This is a genomic window from Pseudomonas sp. VEM90 (assembly GCF_054611535.1).
Genome location: NZ_JBTRAR010000032.1, coordinates 1 through 15,626, shown reverse-complemented (window position 1 = coordinate 15,626; position 15,626 = coordinate 1). Strand labels below are relative to the sequence as shown.

Genomic DNA, 15,626 nt, shown 5'->3' with positions numbered 1-15,626 from the left:
GATTGACAGGCTGCAGCTGACATACCGCAAATTCGATATACGTAAACCTAGCCCATGTAGTGATCAGGAGAACCTACATGGCACGGGACAACACCTATTATCTTAACGAGGCTTTATTTATTAATGCGCAGGCCCCCACCGGCGCTGAACTACGGTTAATCGGTAATGGTGGAGGTGGCCCAGGTAGCGGGGGATGGGGATTTAGCGAAGGCATTCCGCCGGGCACCAGCCCTACCAAACCCGATATTGCCAGGGTTATTTCCACGCGCAGGGTGCTGACAGAAGAATTTCAAGGCATCGAGAAGGGCTCTGCAGATAAGTATGCTCACGAAATAAACCAGCTCCCTGAAACCATCAATGCATTGAAAGCCCAGATCAAAGCTGAGGCTAACAGTACAAATGGCGGGGTACCACCACGCTCAGCAGAACAGCAAATCCTATCATCGCGAATCAGTCAGCTTCGAGAGAATTATTTACAAATTTTGCCCGACGCCAACAGCTACTTTGGCGTACCTGCATTCTACAAGCGCGGCGACTCAATGATGAGCCGGTTCTTGGACCCGGGCTTCTTCGCTGCCACAACGGGCGAAGAGTTAGGTATTGAATGGGCCACGAGGCTGGAGAAGTCTTGGGATGGCGCATACCGCCTACATCTGGAAGCTCAGAAACACCAGGCACTGGCAGACGAACTTCAAGGGCTGGCAGACCAAGTAGATCAGGAAGAGCTCAGTCACCAACCTCCAGATCTGTCGAAAATGATTTCGCGCAGAACGGCGCAGATTCACACAGAGCGGCAAATACACTTCGATTGTTTACCCAATGTTCTTCAGCATGAACTGGGGCAAACCGTCATCGACGACGCGCTTACGCCTGCCCAGACCTTCAGTGCCTACCTGGCAACCGCGGCTGCCTTGGTGCAGGCCAAGCAATCACAAATTCCGCAACACTCTGATTACAACCCCCGAATCAGCGGGCCCCTGTCGAAGCCCCAACTTGAAGGGCTTTTGCATCTTGTAGACGAGCAACGGCTACGCAGGGCTGGTCCGCGCTGGCAGGAATACCATCTGGCACTCGCGCTAACCGAATCGATCAGGTTTTTGGGCGTATATGCAGGTGCCACGCAAAACCTGATGCAGCGTGCCGCTGACGTGGAAAACCTCCAGACCCAACTTGCTGCACAGGAAGAAGCTGCACGCCAGCAGGCCGAAGCCGAGCGCTTGGCTGCAGAAGCCGAGCGGCAAAGGCAAGAGACGCTGCGGCGTAATATCTCCTATATCAATGAAGCGCGTTTATCGGGATCGACGCCAGCCGTAATCCCGATTGGTACAGCAACATTCGCGGTGGCCGAAACGTCTTATAAGGCTTTGAGCGAAGCGATCACAGCGGCGATTACCCGCCTCGTTGCGACTACCATCTCCTCGCTTGCGGTAGGCACCCTCGCGATGGCCTGGCCATCAACGCTGGGTAACAGTGAGCGCAGGTACCTGATCAGCACCCCACTAGCCAGCCTTACGCCGCCCGGCGGGCCGGACCTTGCAGCCTTGGCTCTGTCATCAGCCAGCATCGACTTACCCTATTTGTTGGCAGGCGCCGAGCATGACAACGGCCTGGACCTGTATGTGGTGCCTGGGGGCAGGCCAGTACCGGTGCGCACGGCGACATTCGATACTGAACGTCTGGTCTACAGCCTTGCACTGGAAAATCCGCAGCGGATTCTGACCTGGACACCGGCCAACGCGCCGGGTGGTGAAGCCGGAAGCTCCACCAGCTTGCCGCCAGCAGCGCCCGGTACCGTCGTTTACACCGGCAGTACCCTGAACCCCGTCAGCACCAAAACAGAGGGTTACCCGGCGCTGGACTTGCTGGACCAGGAACGGTTGATCATCACCTTTCCCATGGACTCGGGATTACCGCCTATTCTGGTGGTATTCAAGAGTCCGCGATACGAGGCTGGTACATCAACCGGGAACGGTGCACAGGTAACAGATACATGGCGTAAATCGGCAGCCAGCCTCGAAGGGGCTCCAATTCCTGCTCAGATTGCTGATCTTCTGAGGGATAGAGAATATAGGAGCTTTAACGCGTTCCGGCGGCAATTTTGGAAGGCGGTGGCTAATGACCCCGAGCTTTCGAAGCAGTTTAGCCCTCAAGACATCCGTCGAATCAGAAAACATGGATACTCGCCTTGGGTCGATAGAGATGACAAGTATATGAGCAAACGCTCCCACGAAATTCACCACGTCGTGCCTATCAGCGAGCAAGGTGGTGTATATGATATGGACAACTTAATAATTTTGACGCCCAAAGCCCACAACCACATTCACTATGGAAAATCCGGTCTTGAAAAATAAATTTGAAGATTATACAAAACAAGAGTTCCTTACCTTCCTCCAAGTGATTGATACAGCTATCGAGGATGAGCCAGACAACGTACTGGTACCTTTGATTGAACATTTTGAGAAAATTACCGAGCACCCGTCTGGTAGTGATCTTTTTTTTAGACCGCAAGGCAGCAACCGGGGTGAGCCTGAGCAAGTACTTGAAATAGTCGAAACGTGGCGCCTGGCCAATGGCAAAGAAGGTTTCAAAGCTAGCTGAATAGAATGAGGCCCTGATCACCCAGGGTCTCAACATATCCGGATGCCATGACGCGCCGCTGAGAATGCTGGCACCGCACCCGGAGTCATTTGGCAAATTTACCCGGCAGTTTTTCATCCAAAGCGGTGAAGGATAAACAGGCTCCAAGACCATTCTTACAAATCACCAGGAACGATCCTACTGACATACAGCCTACCCCTGACATACAGAAAGCTGGTCCCCGGGCACACTTTCCCTGCCTTTCACCCAGGGACGACTCCATGGCCAGCCTTCTTCCAGAATTCATCATCCGTAAACTCGCAGGTCAAACATTCCACAGCTTCGACCATTTCTCCCAAGCTTTCTGGCTGGCGACCGCAGAAGACCCAATCTACAGCCAGCAATTCATCCCCGCCCAACTCAACCGCCTCAAGAAAGGCTGGCCCCCTCGCGCGCCATTCCATGAAACGGCAAAGGGACTGCGCTCGTATCAGATATGCCACCTGAACCCGCCCGAGTGGGGTGGGCTGATGTACGACGCTGAAAACCTGCGGATCATGAGCGCTATGCAATACGCGCTTTCTTCGGAGGCAACATGGTAATCAGCTTGAAGCACAGCCTCACCGACTACACCCACAGTGAGGTCCGGTCGATTGTTGGGGCGTTGATTCAGGCGACAGGCTCGCGTGATTGGCAGGACCGATTGCTGGAGCATTTTATCGATGTGGTTGAGCATCCTGATGGCGCCGACCTTATCTATAGCCCCGACAAGGGACGGGGAAGATGCTCCGAGCAGGTCATGGCGCGCATCTTGGAATGGAGAGCCTCAAAGGGGCTTGCAGTGTTCAGAATTAAAGATAGCTAGCCGCCCGGGTCTGGATACAGTTCTGAGGCTAGCGAAGAACCTTTGGGAACGGCGGTGCAAGACACCGGCCTTGCCGGTATTCGCGGCTAAAGCCGCTCCTACACTGATTGTGAAAACTTTCAGATTGTCAGCAAGGCAGTTGCTCTTACAGGCACCGCACAAACCAGGATTACGCGCATAAAAAAACCCGCCGAAGCGGGTTTTTTCTTACAGGCTAGCGCTTAAATCGCGCCACGCTGACGCAGCACGTCCAGCACCTGTTTCACGCCTTCGTCCACGCTGGTGGCCTGGGTGTCGATCACAAGATCAGCATCCAGCGGCACATCGAACGGGAAGCTCTCGCCCGGGATGTTGTCGCCACCGGCAGCGTACAGGCCTTGCGGGTCACGCTCGCGGCAGACCAGCGGCGAGGCCTGGACGTAAACGGTCACCAGGCGCTCCTTGCCGATCAGCGCCTTGGCCTGTTCGCGGCCTTCGGCATCCGGGGCCACGAACGCAGCCAGGGTCAGCATGCCGGCTTCGTTGAACTGGCGCGCCACGTGGGCGGCGCGGCGCCAGTTCTCGGTGCGGCCGGCGCGGTCCTGTGGCAGGCCCTTGTTCAGGTCGTGACGCAGGTTCTGGCCGTCGAGCACGTACACCGCGCGGCCCATGTCGAACAGCTTGCGCTCCACGGCATAAGCCAAGGTGCTCTTGCCAGCACCGGACAGGCCGCTGAACAGCACGGTGGCTGGCTGCTGGCCGAAGCGCAGGGCGCGCTCTTCGGTGGACACGTGGGCCTGCTTGCCATGATGGCCGGTGCTGCCGTGTGGCAACACGGGCGGGGCGATGATCATGCCGGCGCCAACGGTACCGTTGGTCAGGCGGTCGATGACGATGAACGCACCGGTGGTGCGGTTGCTGTCGTAACCGTCGAGGGCAATCGAGGTGTCCAGGGCAACCTTGACGCGGCCGATTTCGTTCAGTTGCAGTGCGCTGGCAGCGCCCTGCTCCAGGGTGTTCACATCGACCTTGTGGGTGATGCTGGCAATCGAGCCTGGCACGTAGCTGGTGGCACGCTTGATGTCGTATTTCTTGCCCGGGAGCATCGGCTCCTCGGCCATCCACACCAGCATGGCGTCGAAGTGGTCAGTTACCGGCGGGACGTTGTCGGCATGTACCAGCAGGTCGCCACGGGAGATGTCGATCTCGTCTTCCATGGTCAGGGTCACGGCCTGGCCTGGGCCGGCGTTTTCCAGTTCACCTTCGTAGGTGACGATGGACTTGACCCGGCTGCTCTTGCCCGACGGCAGCACGACAATCTCGTCACCTTTGTGCACCACGCCGCTGGCGATGGTGCCAGCAAAGCCGCGGAAGTTCAGGTTGGGACGGTTGACGTACTGCACCGGGAAACGCAGGTCGGTGAAGTTGCGGTCAGCCGAAACCTCGACGGTTTCGAGGATTTCCATCAGCGTCGGGCCGGCGTACCACGGCGATTGCTCGCTGTGGTTGACCACGTTGTCACCCTTGAGCGCCGACATCGGCACGAAGTGCAGGCTGCTCGGGGTCAGGTTGATGGCTTCGGCAAACTTCAGGTAGTCGGCCTTGATCGACTCGAAGACGCCTTCATCGAAGCCCTTCAGGTCCATCTTGTTGACCGCGACCACGATGTGCTTGATGCCCAGCAACGACGCGATGTAGCTGTGGCGGCGGGTCTGGGTCTGCACGCCGTAGCGGGCATCGACCAGGATGATCGCCAGGTCGCAGGTGGACGCACCGGTGGCCATGTTGCGGGTGTACTGCTCGTGGCCCGGAGTGTCGGCGATGATGAACTTGCGCTTGGCGGTGGAGAAGTAGCGGTAGGCGACATCGATGGTGATGCCCTGCTCGCGCTCGGCCTGCAGGCCATCTACCAGCAACGCCAGGTCGACTTCTTCGCCGGTGGTGCCGACTTTCTTCGAATCACGGGTGATGGCCTCGAGGTGGTCCTCGTAGATCATCTTCGAATCGTGCAGCAGGCGCCCGATCAGGGTGCTCTTGCCGTCGTCAACGTTGCCGCAAGTCAGGAAGCGCAGCAGTTCCTTGCGCTCATGCTGGGCCAGGTAGGCGAGGATGTCCTCGCTGATCAGATCAGATTGGTGCGACATGGAGTAACCCTGAAATTAGAAGTAGCCTTGGCGTTTCTTGTCTTCCATGGAACCGGCGCCATCGTGATCGATGACACGGCCCTGGCGTTCGGACGTACGGGTCAGGAGCATTTCCTGAATGATGTCCGTCAGGGTCTCGGCTTCCGATTCGACAGCGCCCGTCAGCGGGTAGCAGCCGAGGGTACGGAAACGCACCTTCTTCTTGACGATGCGGGCTTTTTCTTCCTCGGAGAGGTGCTCGAGGATGCGCTCGTCGTCGATCATGATCAGGGTGCCGTTCTTCTCGATGACTTCACGCTCGGCGGCGAAGTACAGCGGCACGATCGGGATGCCTTCAAGGTAGATGTACTGCCAGATGTCCAGTTCGGTCCAGTTCGACAACGGGAAGACGCGGATCGACTCGCCCTTGTTGACCTTGCCGTTGTACACATTCCACAGCTCGGGGCGCTGGTTCTTCGGGTCCCAGCGGTGCTTGCTGTCACGGAACGAATACACACGCTCCTTGGCCCGCGACTTCTCTTCGTCGCGGCGCGCACCACCGAAGGCAGCGTCGAAACCATGCTTGTCCAGCGCCTGCTTCAGGCCCTGGGTCTTCATGATATCGGTGTGCTTGGAGCTGCCATGGGTGAACGGGTTGATACCCTGCGCCACACCCTCGGGGTTGACGTGGGTGATCAGCTCCAGGCCCATTTCCTCGACCATCTTGTCGCGGAAGCTGTACATCTCCTGGAATTTCCACTGGGTGTCGACGTGCATCACCGGGAACGGCAGCTTGCCCGGGAAGAAGGCCTTGCGCGCCAGGTGCAGCATCACGGCGGAGTCCTTGCCGATCGAGTACAGCATCACCGGGTTGTCGAACTCGGCGGCCACCTCGCGGATGATGTGGATGCTCTCCGCCTCCAGCTGTTTCAAGTGCGTCAGTTTGTCGACCATGGCTACTCACGAAAAACGATCTTATGGACGGCCTGCGGGCCGTGTTCGAGCGAGCCACTTTATCACAGCGGCTGCTTCTATTTAGGAGGCTGGCTAGATCGAAAAAATCTAACGATATGACTGGGGGTTTGGGCTGGCAGGGCCGGCCTCTTCGCGGCTGAACCCGCTCCTACAGGCCCGTGTAGGAGCGGGTTCACCCGCGAAGAGGGCGACACCGCTATCAGATGGGATTAGGGCAATCGATGAACAGGTGCTCCACGGCAAACCGTCGTGCCAGGTAATCGCCCAGCGCCTGCACCCCATAGCGCTCGGTGGCATGGTGCCCGGCAGCAATGAAGCTGACGCCATTCTCGCGCGCACTGTGGTAGGTCTGCTCGGACGCCTCACCGGTCAGGTACAGGTCCACCCCGGCGGCAATCGCCGTGTCGATATAGCCCTGCCCGCCGCCGGTGCACCAGCCCACCCGGCGGATCATGTCGTTGCCTTCGACCAGCAACGGCTCACGCCCCAGCACGCCTTGAACCCGACGGGCAAAATCGCGCGCGGTCATGGATTCGGCCAGCGAACCGATCAGCCCGACCACTTTGGGGTTTTCCGGGTCAAGTGGCCCTTCGACAGTGATCTCCAGTTGCCGCGCCAGTTGCACGTTGTTGCCGACTTCCGGGTGCACGTCCAAGGGCAGGTGAAACGCCAGCAGACTGATATCGTTATTCAGCAAGGTCTTCAGGCGACGCTGGCGAATCCCGGTGATGCACGGGTTCTCGCCCTTCCAGAAATAACCATGGTGCACCAGCACCAGATCGGCCTCGGCCTCGACCGCGGCATCCAGCAATGCCTGGCTGGCGGTAACACCACTGACAATGCGGCTGACCTGCGGCCGGCCTTCGACCTGCAGGCCATTTGGGCAATAATCCTGGATCTTCGCACTGCCCAGATAACGCTCGGCTTCCTCGACCAGGGTACTTAGAGCAACGGCCATGAAAATCTCCTCGAAAACTGCGCTTTTCTCGGGCGCAACGCCTGACGAACGCCCGTATAATGCCGGCCATTATGGGCCGTCGCCGTCACTGGGGGAACCGGTGTATGATCGCGCGCGCTCATGCCCCACTGCCAGGCCGCTGGCCCCTGCTCTTTCCAGGATTCGTTCATGTTCAAGGCTTTGCGTTACTTCGGCTGGCCCCTGCTTACCGGCATACTGATTGCCATGCTGATCATCCAGCGTTTTCCGCAATGGGTCGGGCTGCCCAGCCAGGACGTCAACCTGCAGCAAGCGCCTCAGACCACGCGGATCATGCAAGGTCCGGTGTCGTACGCCGACGCCGTGACCCTGGCCGCCCCGGCGGTGGCCAACCTGTACACCACCAAGGTGGTGAACAAAAGCGCCCACCCGCTGTTCGAAGACCCGCAGTTCCGCCGCTTCTTCGGTGACAACCTGCCCAAACAGCGCCGCTGGGAATCAAGCCTGGGCTCGGCGGTAATCATGAGCCCTGAGGGCTACCTGCTGACCAACAACCATGTCACCAGCGGCGCCGACCAGATCGTCGTCGCCCTGAAGGATGGCCGCGAGACTTTGGCCCGCGTGATCGGCAGCGACCCGGAAACCGACCTTGCGGTGCTGAAGATCGACTTGAAGAACCTGCCGGCAATCACCATCGGCCGTTCCGACAACATTCGCATCGGCGACGTGTCGCTGGCCATCGGCAACCCGTTCGGCGTCGGCCAGACTGTGACCATGGGCATCATCAGCGCCACTGGCCGCAACCAGCTGGGGCTGAACAACTACGAAGACTTCATCCAGACCGACGCGGCGATCAACCCGGGCAACTCCGGTGGTGCGCTGGTGGATGCCAATGGCAACCTGATCGGTATCAATACCGCGATCTTCTCCAAGTCCGGTGGCTCGCAGGGTATCGGCTTCGCCATCCCGGTAAAGCTGGCACTGGAGGTGATGAAGTCGATCGTCGAACATGGCCAGGTGATCCGTGGCTGGCTGGGCATCGAAGTACAGCCACTGAGCCAGGAGCTGGCAGAGTCGTTCGGCATGAAGGACCGCCCAGGCATCGTGGTGGCGGGCATCTTCCGCGAAGGGCCAGCCGCCAAGGCCGGGCTGCAACTGGGTGACGTGATCCTGAGCATCAATGGCGAGCCGGCCGGTGACGGGCGCAAGTCGATGAACCAGGTAGCGCGGATCAAGCCCAACGAGAAGATCACCATTGAGGTGATGCGCAACGGGCAGCCGTTGAAACTGATCGCCGAGGTGGGGCTGCGGCCGCCGCCGGCGCCGGCTGCCAGCCAGGAAAATAAGTAAAGCCGGGGCCGCGTTGCGGCCCTTCGCGGGCACGCCCGCTCCCACAGGATTTACGCAGGCTCCAAAGCCAGCGCTAAACCTGTGGGAGCGGGCGTGCCCGCGAAGGGCTGCCGAGCAGCCCAAACAGCATCAGTGGAGGATCTGGCTGAGGAACAACTTGGTCCGGTCACTGCGCGGCCGGTCGAAGAAATCATCCGGCGCGGCCTGCTCCACAATCTCGCCCTTGTCCATGAAGATAACCCGGTTCGCCACGGTACGGGCAAAGCCCATTTCGTGAGTCACACAGAGCATGGTCATGCCATCCTCGGCCAGGCCCACCATGGTATCGAGTACTTCCTTGACCATTTCCGGGTCCAGTGCCGAGGTCGGCTCGTCGAACAGCATGATCTTGGGCTTCATGCACAACGCGCGGGCAATGGCCACACGCTGCTGCTGGCCGCCGGACAGCTGCCCGGGGTACTTGTGTGCCTGCTCCGGAATCCGCACACGCTCCAGGTAGTGCATGGCAATTTCCTCGGCCTTGCGCCGGGGCATCTTGCGCACCCACATTGGCGCCAGGGTGCAGTTCTCCAGAATGCTCAGGTGCGGGAACAGGTTGAAGTGCTGGAACACCATACCCACCTCGCGGCGGATGGCCTCGATCTGCTTGAGGTCGTTGGTCAGCTCCACGCCATCGACCACGATACGCCCTTGCTGGTGCTCTTCCAGGCGGTTAAGGCAGCGGATGGTGGTGGACTTGCCCGAACCGGACGGCCCGCACAGCACGATGCGTTCGCCCTGGCGCACGTTCAGGTTGATGTCCTTGAGCACATGGAACTGGCCATACCACTTGTTCACACCCTGCATCTGGATGATGCCTTCGGGGCCAGCAGGCTGCTTGATCGCTTCACTCATTTCGAAACTCCTAACGCTTGTGGCCAGTGTCCAGCTTGCGCTCCAGATGCATGGAGTAGCGGGACATACCGAAACAGAAAATCCAGAACACCAGGGCGGCGAACACGTAGCCCTCGGTGGCCATGCCCAGCCAGGCCGGGTCTGCGGCGGCTTGCTTGACGCTGTTGAGCAGGTCGAACAGGCCAATGATGATCACCAGGCTGGTGTCCTTGAACAGGGCAATGAAGGTGTTGACGATGCCGGGAATCACAAGCTTCAGCGCCTGCGGCAAGATCACCAGCCCCATCGAGCGCCAGTAGCCAAGGCCCATGGCCGCGGCGGCTTCGTACTGGCCCTTGGGGATGGCCTGCAGGCCGCCGCGCACCACCTCGGCGATGTACGCCGACTGGAACAGGATTACACCGATCATCGCCCGCAGCAGCTTGTCGAAGCTCATGCCTTCGGGCAGGAACAACGGCAGCATCACCGACGACATGAACAACACGGTGATCAGCGGTACGCCGCGCCAGAACTCGATGAAGGTCACACACACCACCTTCACGGCCGGCATCCTCGAACGCCGGCCCAGGGCCAGCAGGATGCCCAAAGGCAAGGCGCCGACAATGCCCACGGTGGCGATCACCAAGGTCAGCATCAGCCCACCCCACTGGCTGGTGGGTACGTTTTGCAGGCCCAGATACCCCCCATGCAGCAGGGTATAGGCCAACACCGGGTACAGCACCAGGAAGGCCAGGCCGTAGAAGGCCTTGCGCGGGAAACGCTTGATGAACAATGGCGCGGCGCCGATGACTGCAAGCCACACGGTCAGGTCCACGCGCCAGCGCAGCTCGGCGGGGTAGTAGCCGTACATGAACTGGCCGAAGCGCTGCTGCACGAACACCCAGCAGGCGCCCTCCTTGGTGCAATCGGCACGGGTGGTGCCGACCCAGTTGGCGTCGAGCAACGCCCACTGTAGCATTGGCGGCACAATCAGCCATATCAGGTAGATCGCGAACAGGGTCAGCAGCGTGTTGAGCCAGTTGGAGAACAGATTGGCGCGCATCCATGCGAGCACGCCGACGGTTTTCACCGGTGGCGGCATGTCAGGTTTGAAAACATGGGCATTCACGGGCGTATCCTCATCGCTCGATCAGCGCAATGCGCTTGTTGTACCAGTTCATCAGCAGCGAAATGCTGATGCTGATGGCGAGATAGACGCTCATGGTGATGGCAATCACCTCGATGGCTTGTCCGGTCTGGTTGAGCACGGTACCGGCGAACAGCGAGACCATCTCCGGATAGCCGATACCGGCCGCCAGCGACGAGTTCTTCGCCAGGTTCAGGTACTGGCTGGTCAGCGGCGGAATGATCACCCGCAGTGCCTGGGGGATGATCACCTTGCGCAGGGTCGGGCCCTCGCGCAGGCCCAACGAGCGAGCCGCTTCGGTCTGGCCATGGCTGACCGAACGGATGCCGGAACGCACGATTTCGGCGATGAAGGCTGCCGTATAGATAGTCAGCGCCAAGGTCAGCGCCAGCAGCTCTGGGATCAGCACCCAGCCCCCGACGAAGTTGAAGCCCTTGAGCTGCGGCATATCCCAGGTTACCGGGCTGCCGAACACCAGCACGCTCAGGCTCGGGATGGCGATGAACAGCAGCAGCCCCGCCCAGAACTTGTGGAACGGCACGCCAGTTTCGTTAAAGCGCTTGTTGGCGTAGCGCACCATCACGACTATAGCGGCAATGGCGATTGCCAAGGCCACCACAAATGGCCAGAAGCCATCAGCCATGGACGCGCCAGGCATGTTCAAGCCACGGTTGCTGATGAAGAACTTGTCATCGAAGTTGATGCTGCCCCGCGGTCCCGGCAGAGTCAGGAACACGGCGAAGTACCAGAACAGGATCTGCAACAACGGCGGAATGTTGCGGAAGGTTTCCACATACACGGTCGCCAGTTTGTTGATCATCCAGTTCGGTGACAGGCGAGCCACACCGATGATGAAGCCCAGTATCGTCGCCAGAATGATGCCGATGAAGGTCACCAACAGCGTATTGAGCAGGCCGATAACGAACACCCGCGCATAACTGTCGGATTCCACATAGGGGATCAGGTGCTGGGCGATACCGAAGCCGGCACTGCGGTCGAGGAACTCGAAGCCCGAGGTGATGCCCCGGTGTTGAAGGTTGGTCTGCGTGTTGTGGAACAGGTACCAGCCCAGACCGACCACGAAGACGATCGTGAGAATCTGGAACAGCCACGCGCGCACACGCGGATCATTCAGGGATAGCCCCTTTTGTGCGCCGATTTGATTTTGCATGAAGTGCCCCGGAAAGAAGGGATTCGAACAGCCTGCGGCGGCCGAATGCCGCCGCAGGGTGCAGCCATCAGCGCACTGGAGGCGCGTACTGGATGCCGCCGTTGTTCCACAGGGCGTTCATGCCACGGTCGATCTTCAGGTTAGTGCTCTGGCCCAGGTTCTTCTCGAACACTTCGCCATAGTTACCCACTTGCTTGACGATCTGCACTACCCAGTCTTTGGGCAGCTTGAGGTCCTTGCCGTACTCGCCATCCGCACCCAGCAGTCGGGCGACATCCGGGTTCTTGGTGGACTTGGCTTCGGCCTCGACGTTCTTGGAGGTGATGCCCGCCTCTTCGGCGTTGAGCATGGCGAACAGGGTCCACTTGACGATGCTGAACCAATCCTCGTCGCCTTTGCGCACTACCGGGCCCAGCGGTTCCTTGGAGATGGTTTCCGGCAACACCACGTATTCGGTCGGCGCGGCCAGTTTGGAGCGCTGGGCGAACAGCTGCGATTTGTCCGAAGTCAGCACATCGCAACGGCCAGACTCCAGCGATTTGGCGCTCTCGTCAGAGGTGTCGAAGGTAATCGGGGTGTACTTCAGGCCGTTGGCGCGGAAGAAGTCCGAGACGTTCAGCTCGGTGGTGGTACCGGCCTGGATGCAGATGGTCGCGCCATCGAGCTCTTTGGCGCTGGAAACGCCGAGCTTCTTGTTGACCAGGAAGCCAACGCCGTCATAGTAGGTGACACCCGTGAATACCAGGCCCATGCCGGCATCGCGCGAGCTGGTCCAGGTGGTGTTACGCGACAGCACATCGACCTCGCCCGATTGCAGGGCGGTGAAGCGTTCCTTGGCGTTGAGCTGGCTGAACTTGACCTTGGTGGCATCGCCGAATACGGCGGCAGCCACGGCGCGGCAGACATCGGCGTCGATGCCGACGATCTTGCCCTTCGCATCAGGTACCGAGAAGCCTGGAAGACCGTCGCTCACGCCACACTGGACGAAGCCCTTCTTCTTTACCGCATCGAGGGTGGCGCCGGCCTGGGCATTGCTCACGGCGCCCAGCGCGGCGGCAGCGGTCAGGACTGCCAGGGTGGTTTTCAACATCTTCATTCACAACCTCCAAATCGCTCTTGTTGTATCGAGCCGGAATTGCACCGCACCCTTTTGAGGCGTATCCGACCCGTATTGGCTTGTTATTGGGTCAATTGGCGCAATGGACTGTTCTGTGACAGCCTTCGCGTGCAGAGGGTGTTACCGTCACGGCCTGCCCTTTGCATCACAGGTTGAGTTGCAAAGCGCGTACCAGATTGTCGCGCTGTAGCGTTTAAGCGCTCGTCAAGTAGGAAAAGTTGTATCGTTGCGACATTCTTTTTCCGACAATCATTCCCGGTGCCTACTTTTCACGCACGCCATAACAAGACCCGCACATTTTCGGAGCAGTCATGACCAACCCGCTGATTCTCGAACCACAGAAAACCGCTGACGCCTGTGTGATCTGGTTGCACGGTCTGGGGGCCGACCGTTACGACTTCCTACCTGTGGCCGAATTCATGCAGGAGCGCTTGCTCAGCACGCGCTTCATCATGCCCCAGGCACCGACCCGGCCCGTGACCATCAATGGCGGCTATGCCATGCCCAGCTGGTATGACATCAAGGCCATGACCCCGGCCCGCGCCATCGACGAAGCGCAACTGGAAGAGTCAGCCGAACAGGTGGTTGCACTGATCAAGGCCGAGCAGGCCAAAGGCATCAACCTGTCGCGGATCTTCCTGGCCGGCTTCTCCCAGGGCGGCGCGGTGGTGCTGCACACTGCCTATATAAAGTGGCAGGAAGCACTGGGCGGGGTGATCGCCCTGTCCACCTATGCCCCCACCTTCAATGAGCAGCACCAGTTGAGTGCCTGCCAGCAACGCACCCCGGCCCTGTGCCTGCATGGCGTGCATGATCCGGTGGTAATCCCGTCCATGGGCCGTACCGCCTTCGAGTACCTGAACATCTGGGGCGTCGCTGCCCGCTGGTACGAATACCCGATGGAACACGAAGTGGTGGTCGAAGAACTGAACGATATCCACGACTGGCTGAGCAAGCAGCTGCAATAGGCAGCCTCGCTTGTAGTTGTGGGCGTATTCCGCTACGCCGCGCCCGGATCTTGCATTACACTGCCCGGCGTACATTCCTTAATCAGTTGATGAGACGACCGTGCTCAAAGCACTCAGAAAAATATTCGGCAAGGGAGAGGCCGCGCCGCAAGCCGCCGCTCCTGCTGCCAGCGTGACGCCGGAAGCCCGGCCCGCGGCAAAACCGGCCGCACCACATGCCACCCCCGCCCCCAAGGCTGAGCCACCTGCCGCCGCTACGCCACCTGCCGAACAACCGGCCAAGGACAAACCGCGCCGCGAACGCAAGCCCAAGCCGCAGGCGAGCCTGTGGAAGCCCGAAGACTTCGTGGTCGAGCCACAGGAAGGCAAAACCCGCTTCCACGACTTCAAGCTGTCCAACGAGCTGATGCACGCCATCCACGACCTGGGCTTCCCGTACTGCACGCCGATCCAGGCGCAGGTCCTGGGTTACACCCTGCGGGGCCAGGACGCCATCGGCCGGGCCCAGACGGGTACCGGCAAGACGGCCGCCTTCCTGATCTCGATCATTTCCCAGTTGCAGCAGACGCCACCGCCTAAAGAGCGCTACATGGGCGAACCGCGCGCGCTGATCATTGCCCCCACCCGCGAACTGGTGGTGCAAATCGCCAAGGACGCCGCTGCCCTGACCAAGTACACCGGCCTGAACGTGATGAGCTTCGTCGGTGGCATGGACTTCGACAAGCAGCTCAAAGCCCTGGAAGCGCGCCACTGCGATATCCTGGTGGCTACCCCTGGCCGCCTGCTGGACTTCAACCAGCGCGGCGAAGTGCACCTGGACATGGTCGAGGTGATGGTGCTTGACGAAGCCGACCGCATGCTCGACATGGGCTTCATCCCCCAGGTCCGCCAAATCATTCGTCAGACACCGCCGAAAAGCGAGCGCCAGACCCTGCTGTTCTCCGCCACCTTCACCGACGATGTGATGAACCTGGCCAAGCAGTGGACCACCAACCCGGCCATCGTCGAGATCGAGCCGGAGAACGTGGCCAGCGAAACGGTCGAGCAGCACGTGTATGCGGTGGCCGGCAGCGACAAGTACAAACTGCTGTACAACCTGGTGACCCAGAACAAGTGGGAACGGGTGATGGTGTTCGCCAACCGCAAGGACGAAGTGCGGCGCATCGAGGAGAAGCTGGTACGCGACGGCATCAATGCCGCCCAGCTGTCGGGCGACGTGCCGCAGCACAAGCGCATCCGAACCCTGGAGAGCTTCCGCGAAGGGCGCATCACCGTGCTGGTGGCCACCGACGTGGCCGGGCGCGGGATCCATATCGATGGCATCAGCCACGTGATCAACTTCACCCTGCCAGAGGACCCGGACGACTACGTGCACCGCATTGGCCGTACCGGCCGTGCCGGCACCAGCGGTGTGTCGATCAGCTTTGCCGGTGAGGATGACTCGTATCAGCTGCCGGCGATCGAAGCGCTGCTGGGGCGCAAGATCAAGTGCGAGATGCCGCCGGATGAGCTGCTCAAGCCGGTGCCGCGCAAGCATCACTGAC

Annotated in this window: 14 protein-coding genes; 7 read left to right on the top strand and 7 right to left on the bottom strand. The window is 59.9% G+C overall.

The annotated features are described in order from the left end of the window. Positions 1 to 77 precede the first annotated feature (77 nt). From ACYCCG_RS23985 to ACYCCG_RS23970, 4 genes are all read left to right on the top strand, one after another. Positions 78 to 2,351, top strand: coding sequence for an S-type pyocin domain-containing protein (locus ACYCCG_RS23985; protein ID WP_459672006.1), 2,274 nt, complete (start codon positions 78 to 80; stop codon positions 2,349 to 2,351). Further along, the gene (locus ACYCCG_RS23980; RefSeq protein WP_209963659.1) at positions 2,341 to 2,598 is read left to right on the top strand and encodes a bacteriocin immunity protein; all 258 of its coding nucleotides are present in this window, start codon (positions 2,341 to 2,343) and stop codon (positions 2,596 to 2,598) included. Before ACYCCG_RS23985 ends, ACYCCG_RS23980 begins: the two co-directional genes overlap by 11 nt. Positions 2,599 to 2,858: 260 nt before the next feature. Then, positions 2,859 to 3,179 carry an S-type pyocin gene (locus ACYCCG_RS23975; protein ID WP_209963656.1) on the top strand — a complete coding sequence of 107 codons (321 nt, stop codon included), beginning with the start codon at positions 2,859 to 2,861 and terminating at the stop codon, positions 3,177 to 3,179. Beyond that, positions 3,173 to 3,442, top strand: a complete 270-nt coding sequence (locus ACYCCG_RS23970; protein ID WP_209963652.1) for a bacteriocin immunity protein — start codon at positions 3,173 to 3,175, stop codon at positions 3,440 to 3,442. The genes ACYCCG_RS23975 and ACYCCG_RS23970 overlap by 7 nt, the downstream gene beginning before the upstream one ends. Before the next feature lie 221 nt (positions 3,443 to 3,663). On the opposite strand, the gene cysN is transcribed toward ACYCCG_RS23970, so the two are convergent. From cysN to ACYCCG_RS23955, 3 genes are all read right to left on the bottom strand, one after another. Further along, complete coding sequence (gene cysN, locus ACYCCG_RS23965) at positions 3,664 to 5,565, bottom strand: sulfate adenylyltransferase subunit CysN (RefSeq protein WP_084852049.1); 1,902 nt, start codon at positions 5,563 to 5,565, stop codon at positions 3,664 to 3,666. 15 nt (positions 5,566 to 5,580) lie between these two features. After that, positions 5,581 to 6,498: a sulfate adenylyltransferase subunit CysD gene (gene cysD, locus ACYCCG_RS23960; RefSeq protein WP_003251799.1), complete on the bottom strand. Its 918-nt coding sequence runs from the start codon at positions 6,496 to 6,498 to the stop codon at positions 5,581 to 5,583. A gap of 220 nt (positions 6,499 to 6,718) precedes the next feature. Beyond that, on the bottom strand, positions 6,719 to 7,477 hold the full coding sequence (locus ACYCCG_RS23955) for a Nif3-like dinuclear metal center hexameric protein (RefSeq protein WP_021784130.1): 759 nt from the start codon (positions 7,475 to 7,477) through the stop codon (positions 6,719 to 6,721). 168 nt (positions 7,478 to 7,645) lie between these two features. On the opposite strand from ACYCCG_RS23955, the gene algW reads away from it, so the two are divergent. Further along, on the top strand, positions 7,646 to 8,806 hold the full coding sequence (gene algW / locus ACYCCG_RS23950) for a Do family serine endopeptidase AlgW (protein WP_021784129.1): 1,161 nt from the start codon (positions 7,646 to 7,648) through the stop codon (positions 8,804 to 8,806). Positions 8,807 to 8,935: 129 nt separating this feature from the next. On the opposite strand, the gene ACYCCG_RS23945 is transcribed toward algW, so the two are convergent. The 4 genes from ACYCCG_RS23945 to ACYCCG_RS23930 all read right to left on the bottom strand — a co-directional run bounded on the left by ACYCCG_RS23945 (position 8,936) and on the right by ACYCCG_RS23930 (position 13,093). Continuing rightward, on the bottom strand, positions 8,936 to 9,700 hold the full coding sequence (locus ACYCCG_RS23945) for an amino acid ABC transporter ATP-binding protein (RefSeq protein ID WP_003251792.1): 765 nt from the start codon (positions 9,698 to 9,700) through the stop codon (positions 8,936 to 8,938). 10 nt (positions 9,701 to 9,710) lie between these two features. Then, on the bottom strand, positions 9,711 to 10,808 hold the full coding sequence (locus ACYCCG_RS23940; RefSeq protein WP_209963641.1) for an amino acid ABC transporter permease: 1,098 nt from the start codon (positions 10,806 to 10,808) through the stop codon (positions 9,711 to 9,713). Positions 10,809 to 10,818: 10 nt separating this feature from the next. Further along, on the bottom strand, positions 10,819 to 11,997 hold the full coding sequence (locus ACYCCG_RS23935) for an amino acid ABC transporter permease (protein WP_252459477.1): 1,179 nt from the start codon (positions 11,995 to 11,997) through the stop codon (positions 10,819 to 10,821). Between the two features lie 67 nt (positions 11,998 to 12,064). After that, positions 12,065 to 13,093, bottom strand: coding sequence for an amino acid ABC transporter substrate-binding protein (locus ACYCCG_RS23930; protein WP_176682593.1), 1,029 nt, complete (start codon positions 13,091 to 13,093; stop codon positions 12,065 to 12,067). A gap of 332 nt (positions 13,094 to 13,425) precedes the next feature. On the opposite strand from ACYCCG_RS23930, the gene ACYCCG_RS23925 reads away from it, so the two are divergent. Together ACYCCG_RS23925 and rhlB are read left to right on the top strand one after the other, a co-directional pair. Then, entirely contained in the window at positions 13,426 to 14,082 is a 657-nt protein-coding gene (locus ACYCCG_RS23925; protein WP_176682592.1) for an alpha/beta hydrolase, read from the top strand. A gap of 100 nt (positions 14,083 to 14,182) precedes the next feature. Further along, complete coding sequence (rhlB, locus tag ACYCCG_RS23920) at positions 14,183 to 15,625, top strand: ATP-dependent RNA helicase RhlB (protein WP_176682591.1); 1,443 nt, start codon at positions 14,183 to 14,185, stop codon at positions 15,623 to 15,625. Position 15,626: the final 1 nt, after the last annotated feature.

What these genes read in the sequence shown, in the direction of transcription:
- ACYCCG_RS23975 (WP_209963656.1), top strand. Translation starts at nt 2,859, where the DNA reads ATGGCCAGCCTTCTTCCAGAATTCATCATCCGTAAACTCGCAGGTCAA.
- algW (WP_021784129.1), top strand. Translation starts at nt 7,646, where the DNA reads ATGTTCAAGGCTTTGCGTTACTTCGGCTGGCCCCTGCTTACCGGCATA.
- ACYCCG_RS23970 (WP_209963652.1), top strand. Translation starts at nt 3,173, where the DNA reads ATGGTAATCAGCTTGAAGCACAGCCTCACCGACTACACCCACAGTGAG.
- cysD (WP_003251799.1), bottom strand. Translation starts at nt 6,498, where the DNA reads ATGGTCGACAAACTGACGCACTTGAAACAGCTGGAGGCGGAGAGCATC.
- ACYCCG_RS23985 (WP_459672006.1), top strand. Translation starts at nt 78, where the DNA reads ATGGCACGGGACAACACCTATTATCTTAACGAGGCTTTATTTATTAAT.
- ACYCCG_RS23925 (WP_176682592.1), top strand. Translation starts at nt 13,426, where the DNA reads ATGACCAACCCGCTGATTCTCGAACCACAGAAAACCGCTGACGCCTGT.
- ACYCCG_RS23945 (WP_003251792.1), bottom strand. Translation starts at nt 9,700, where the DNA reads ATGAGTGAAGCGATCAAGCAGCCTGCTGGCCCCGAAGGCATCATCCAG.
- ACYCCG_RS23935 (WP_252459477.1), bottom strand. Translation starts at nt 11,997, where the DNA reads ATGCAAAATCAAATCGGCGCACAAAAGGGGCTATCCCTGAATGATCCG.
- ACYCCG_RS23930 (WP_176682593.1), bottom strand. Translation starts at nt 13,093, where the DNA reads ATGAAGATGTTGAAAACCACCCTGGCAGTCCTGACCGCTGCCGCCGCG.
- cysN (WP_084852049.1), bottom strand. Translation starts at nt 5,565, where the DNA reads ATGTCGCACCAATCTGATCTGATCAGCGAGGACATCCTCGCCTACCTG.
- ACYCCG_RS23955 (WP_021784130.1), bottom strand. Translation starts at nt 7,477, where the DNA reads ATGGCCGTTGCTCTAAGTACCCTGGTCGAGGAAGCCGAGCGTTATCTG.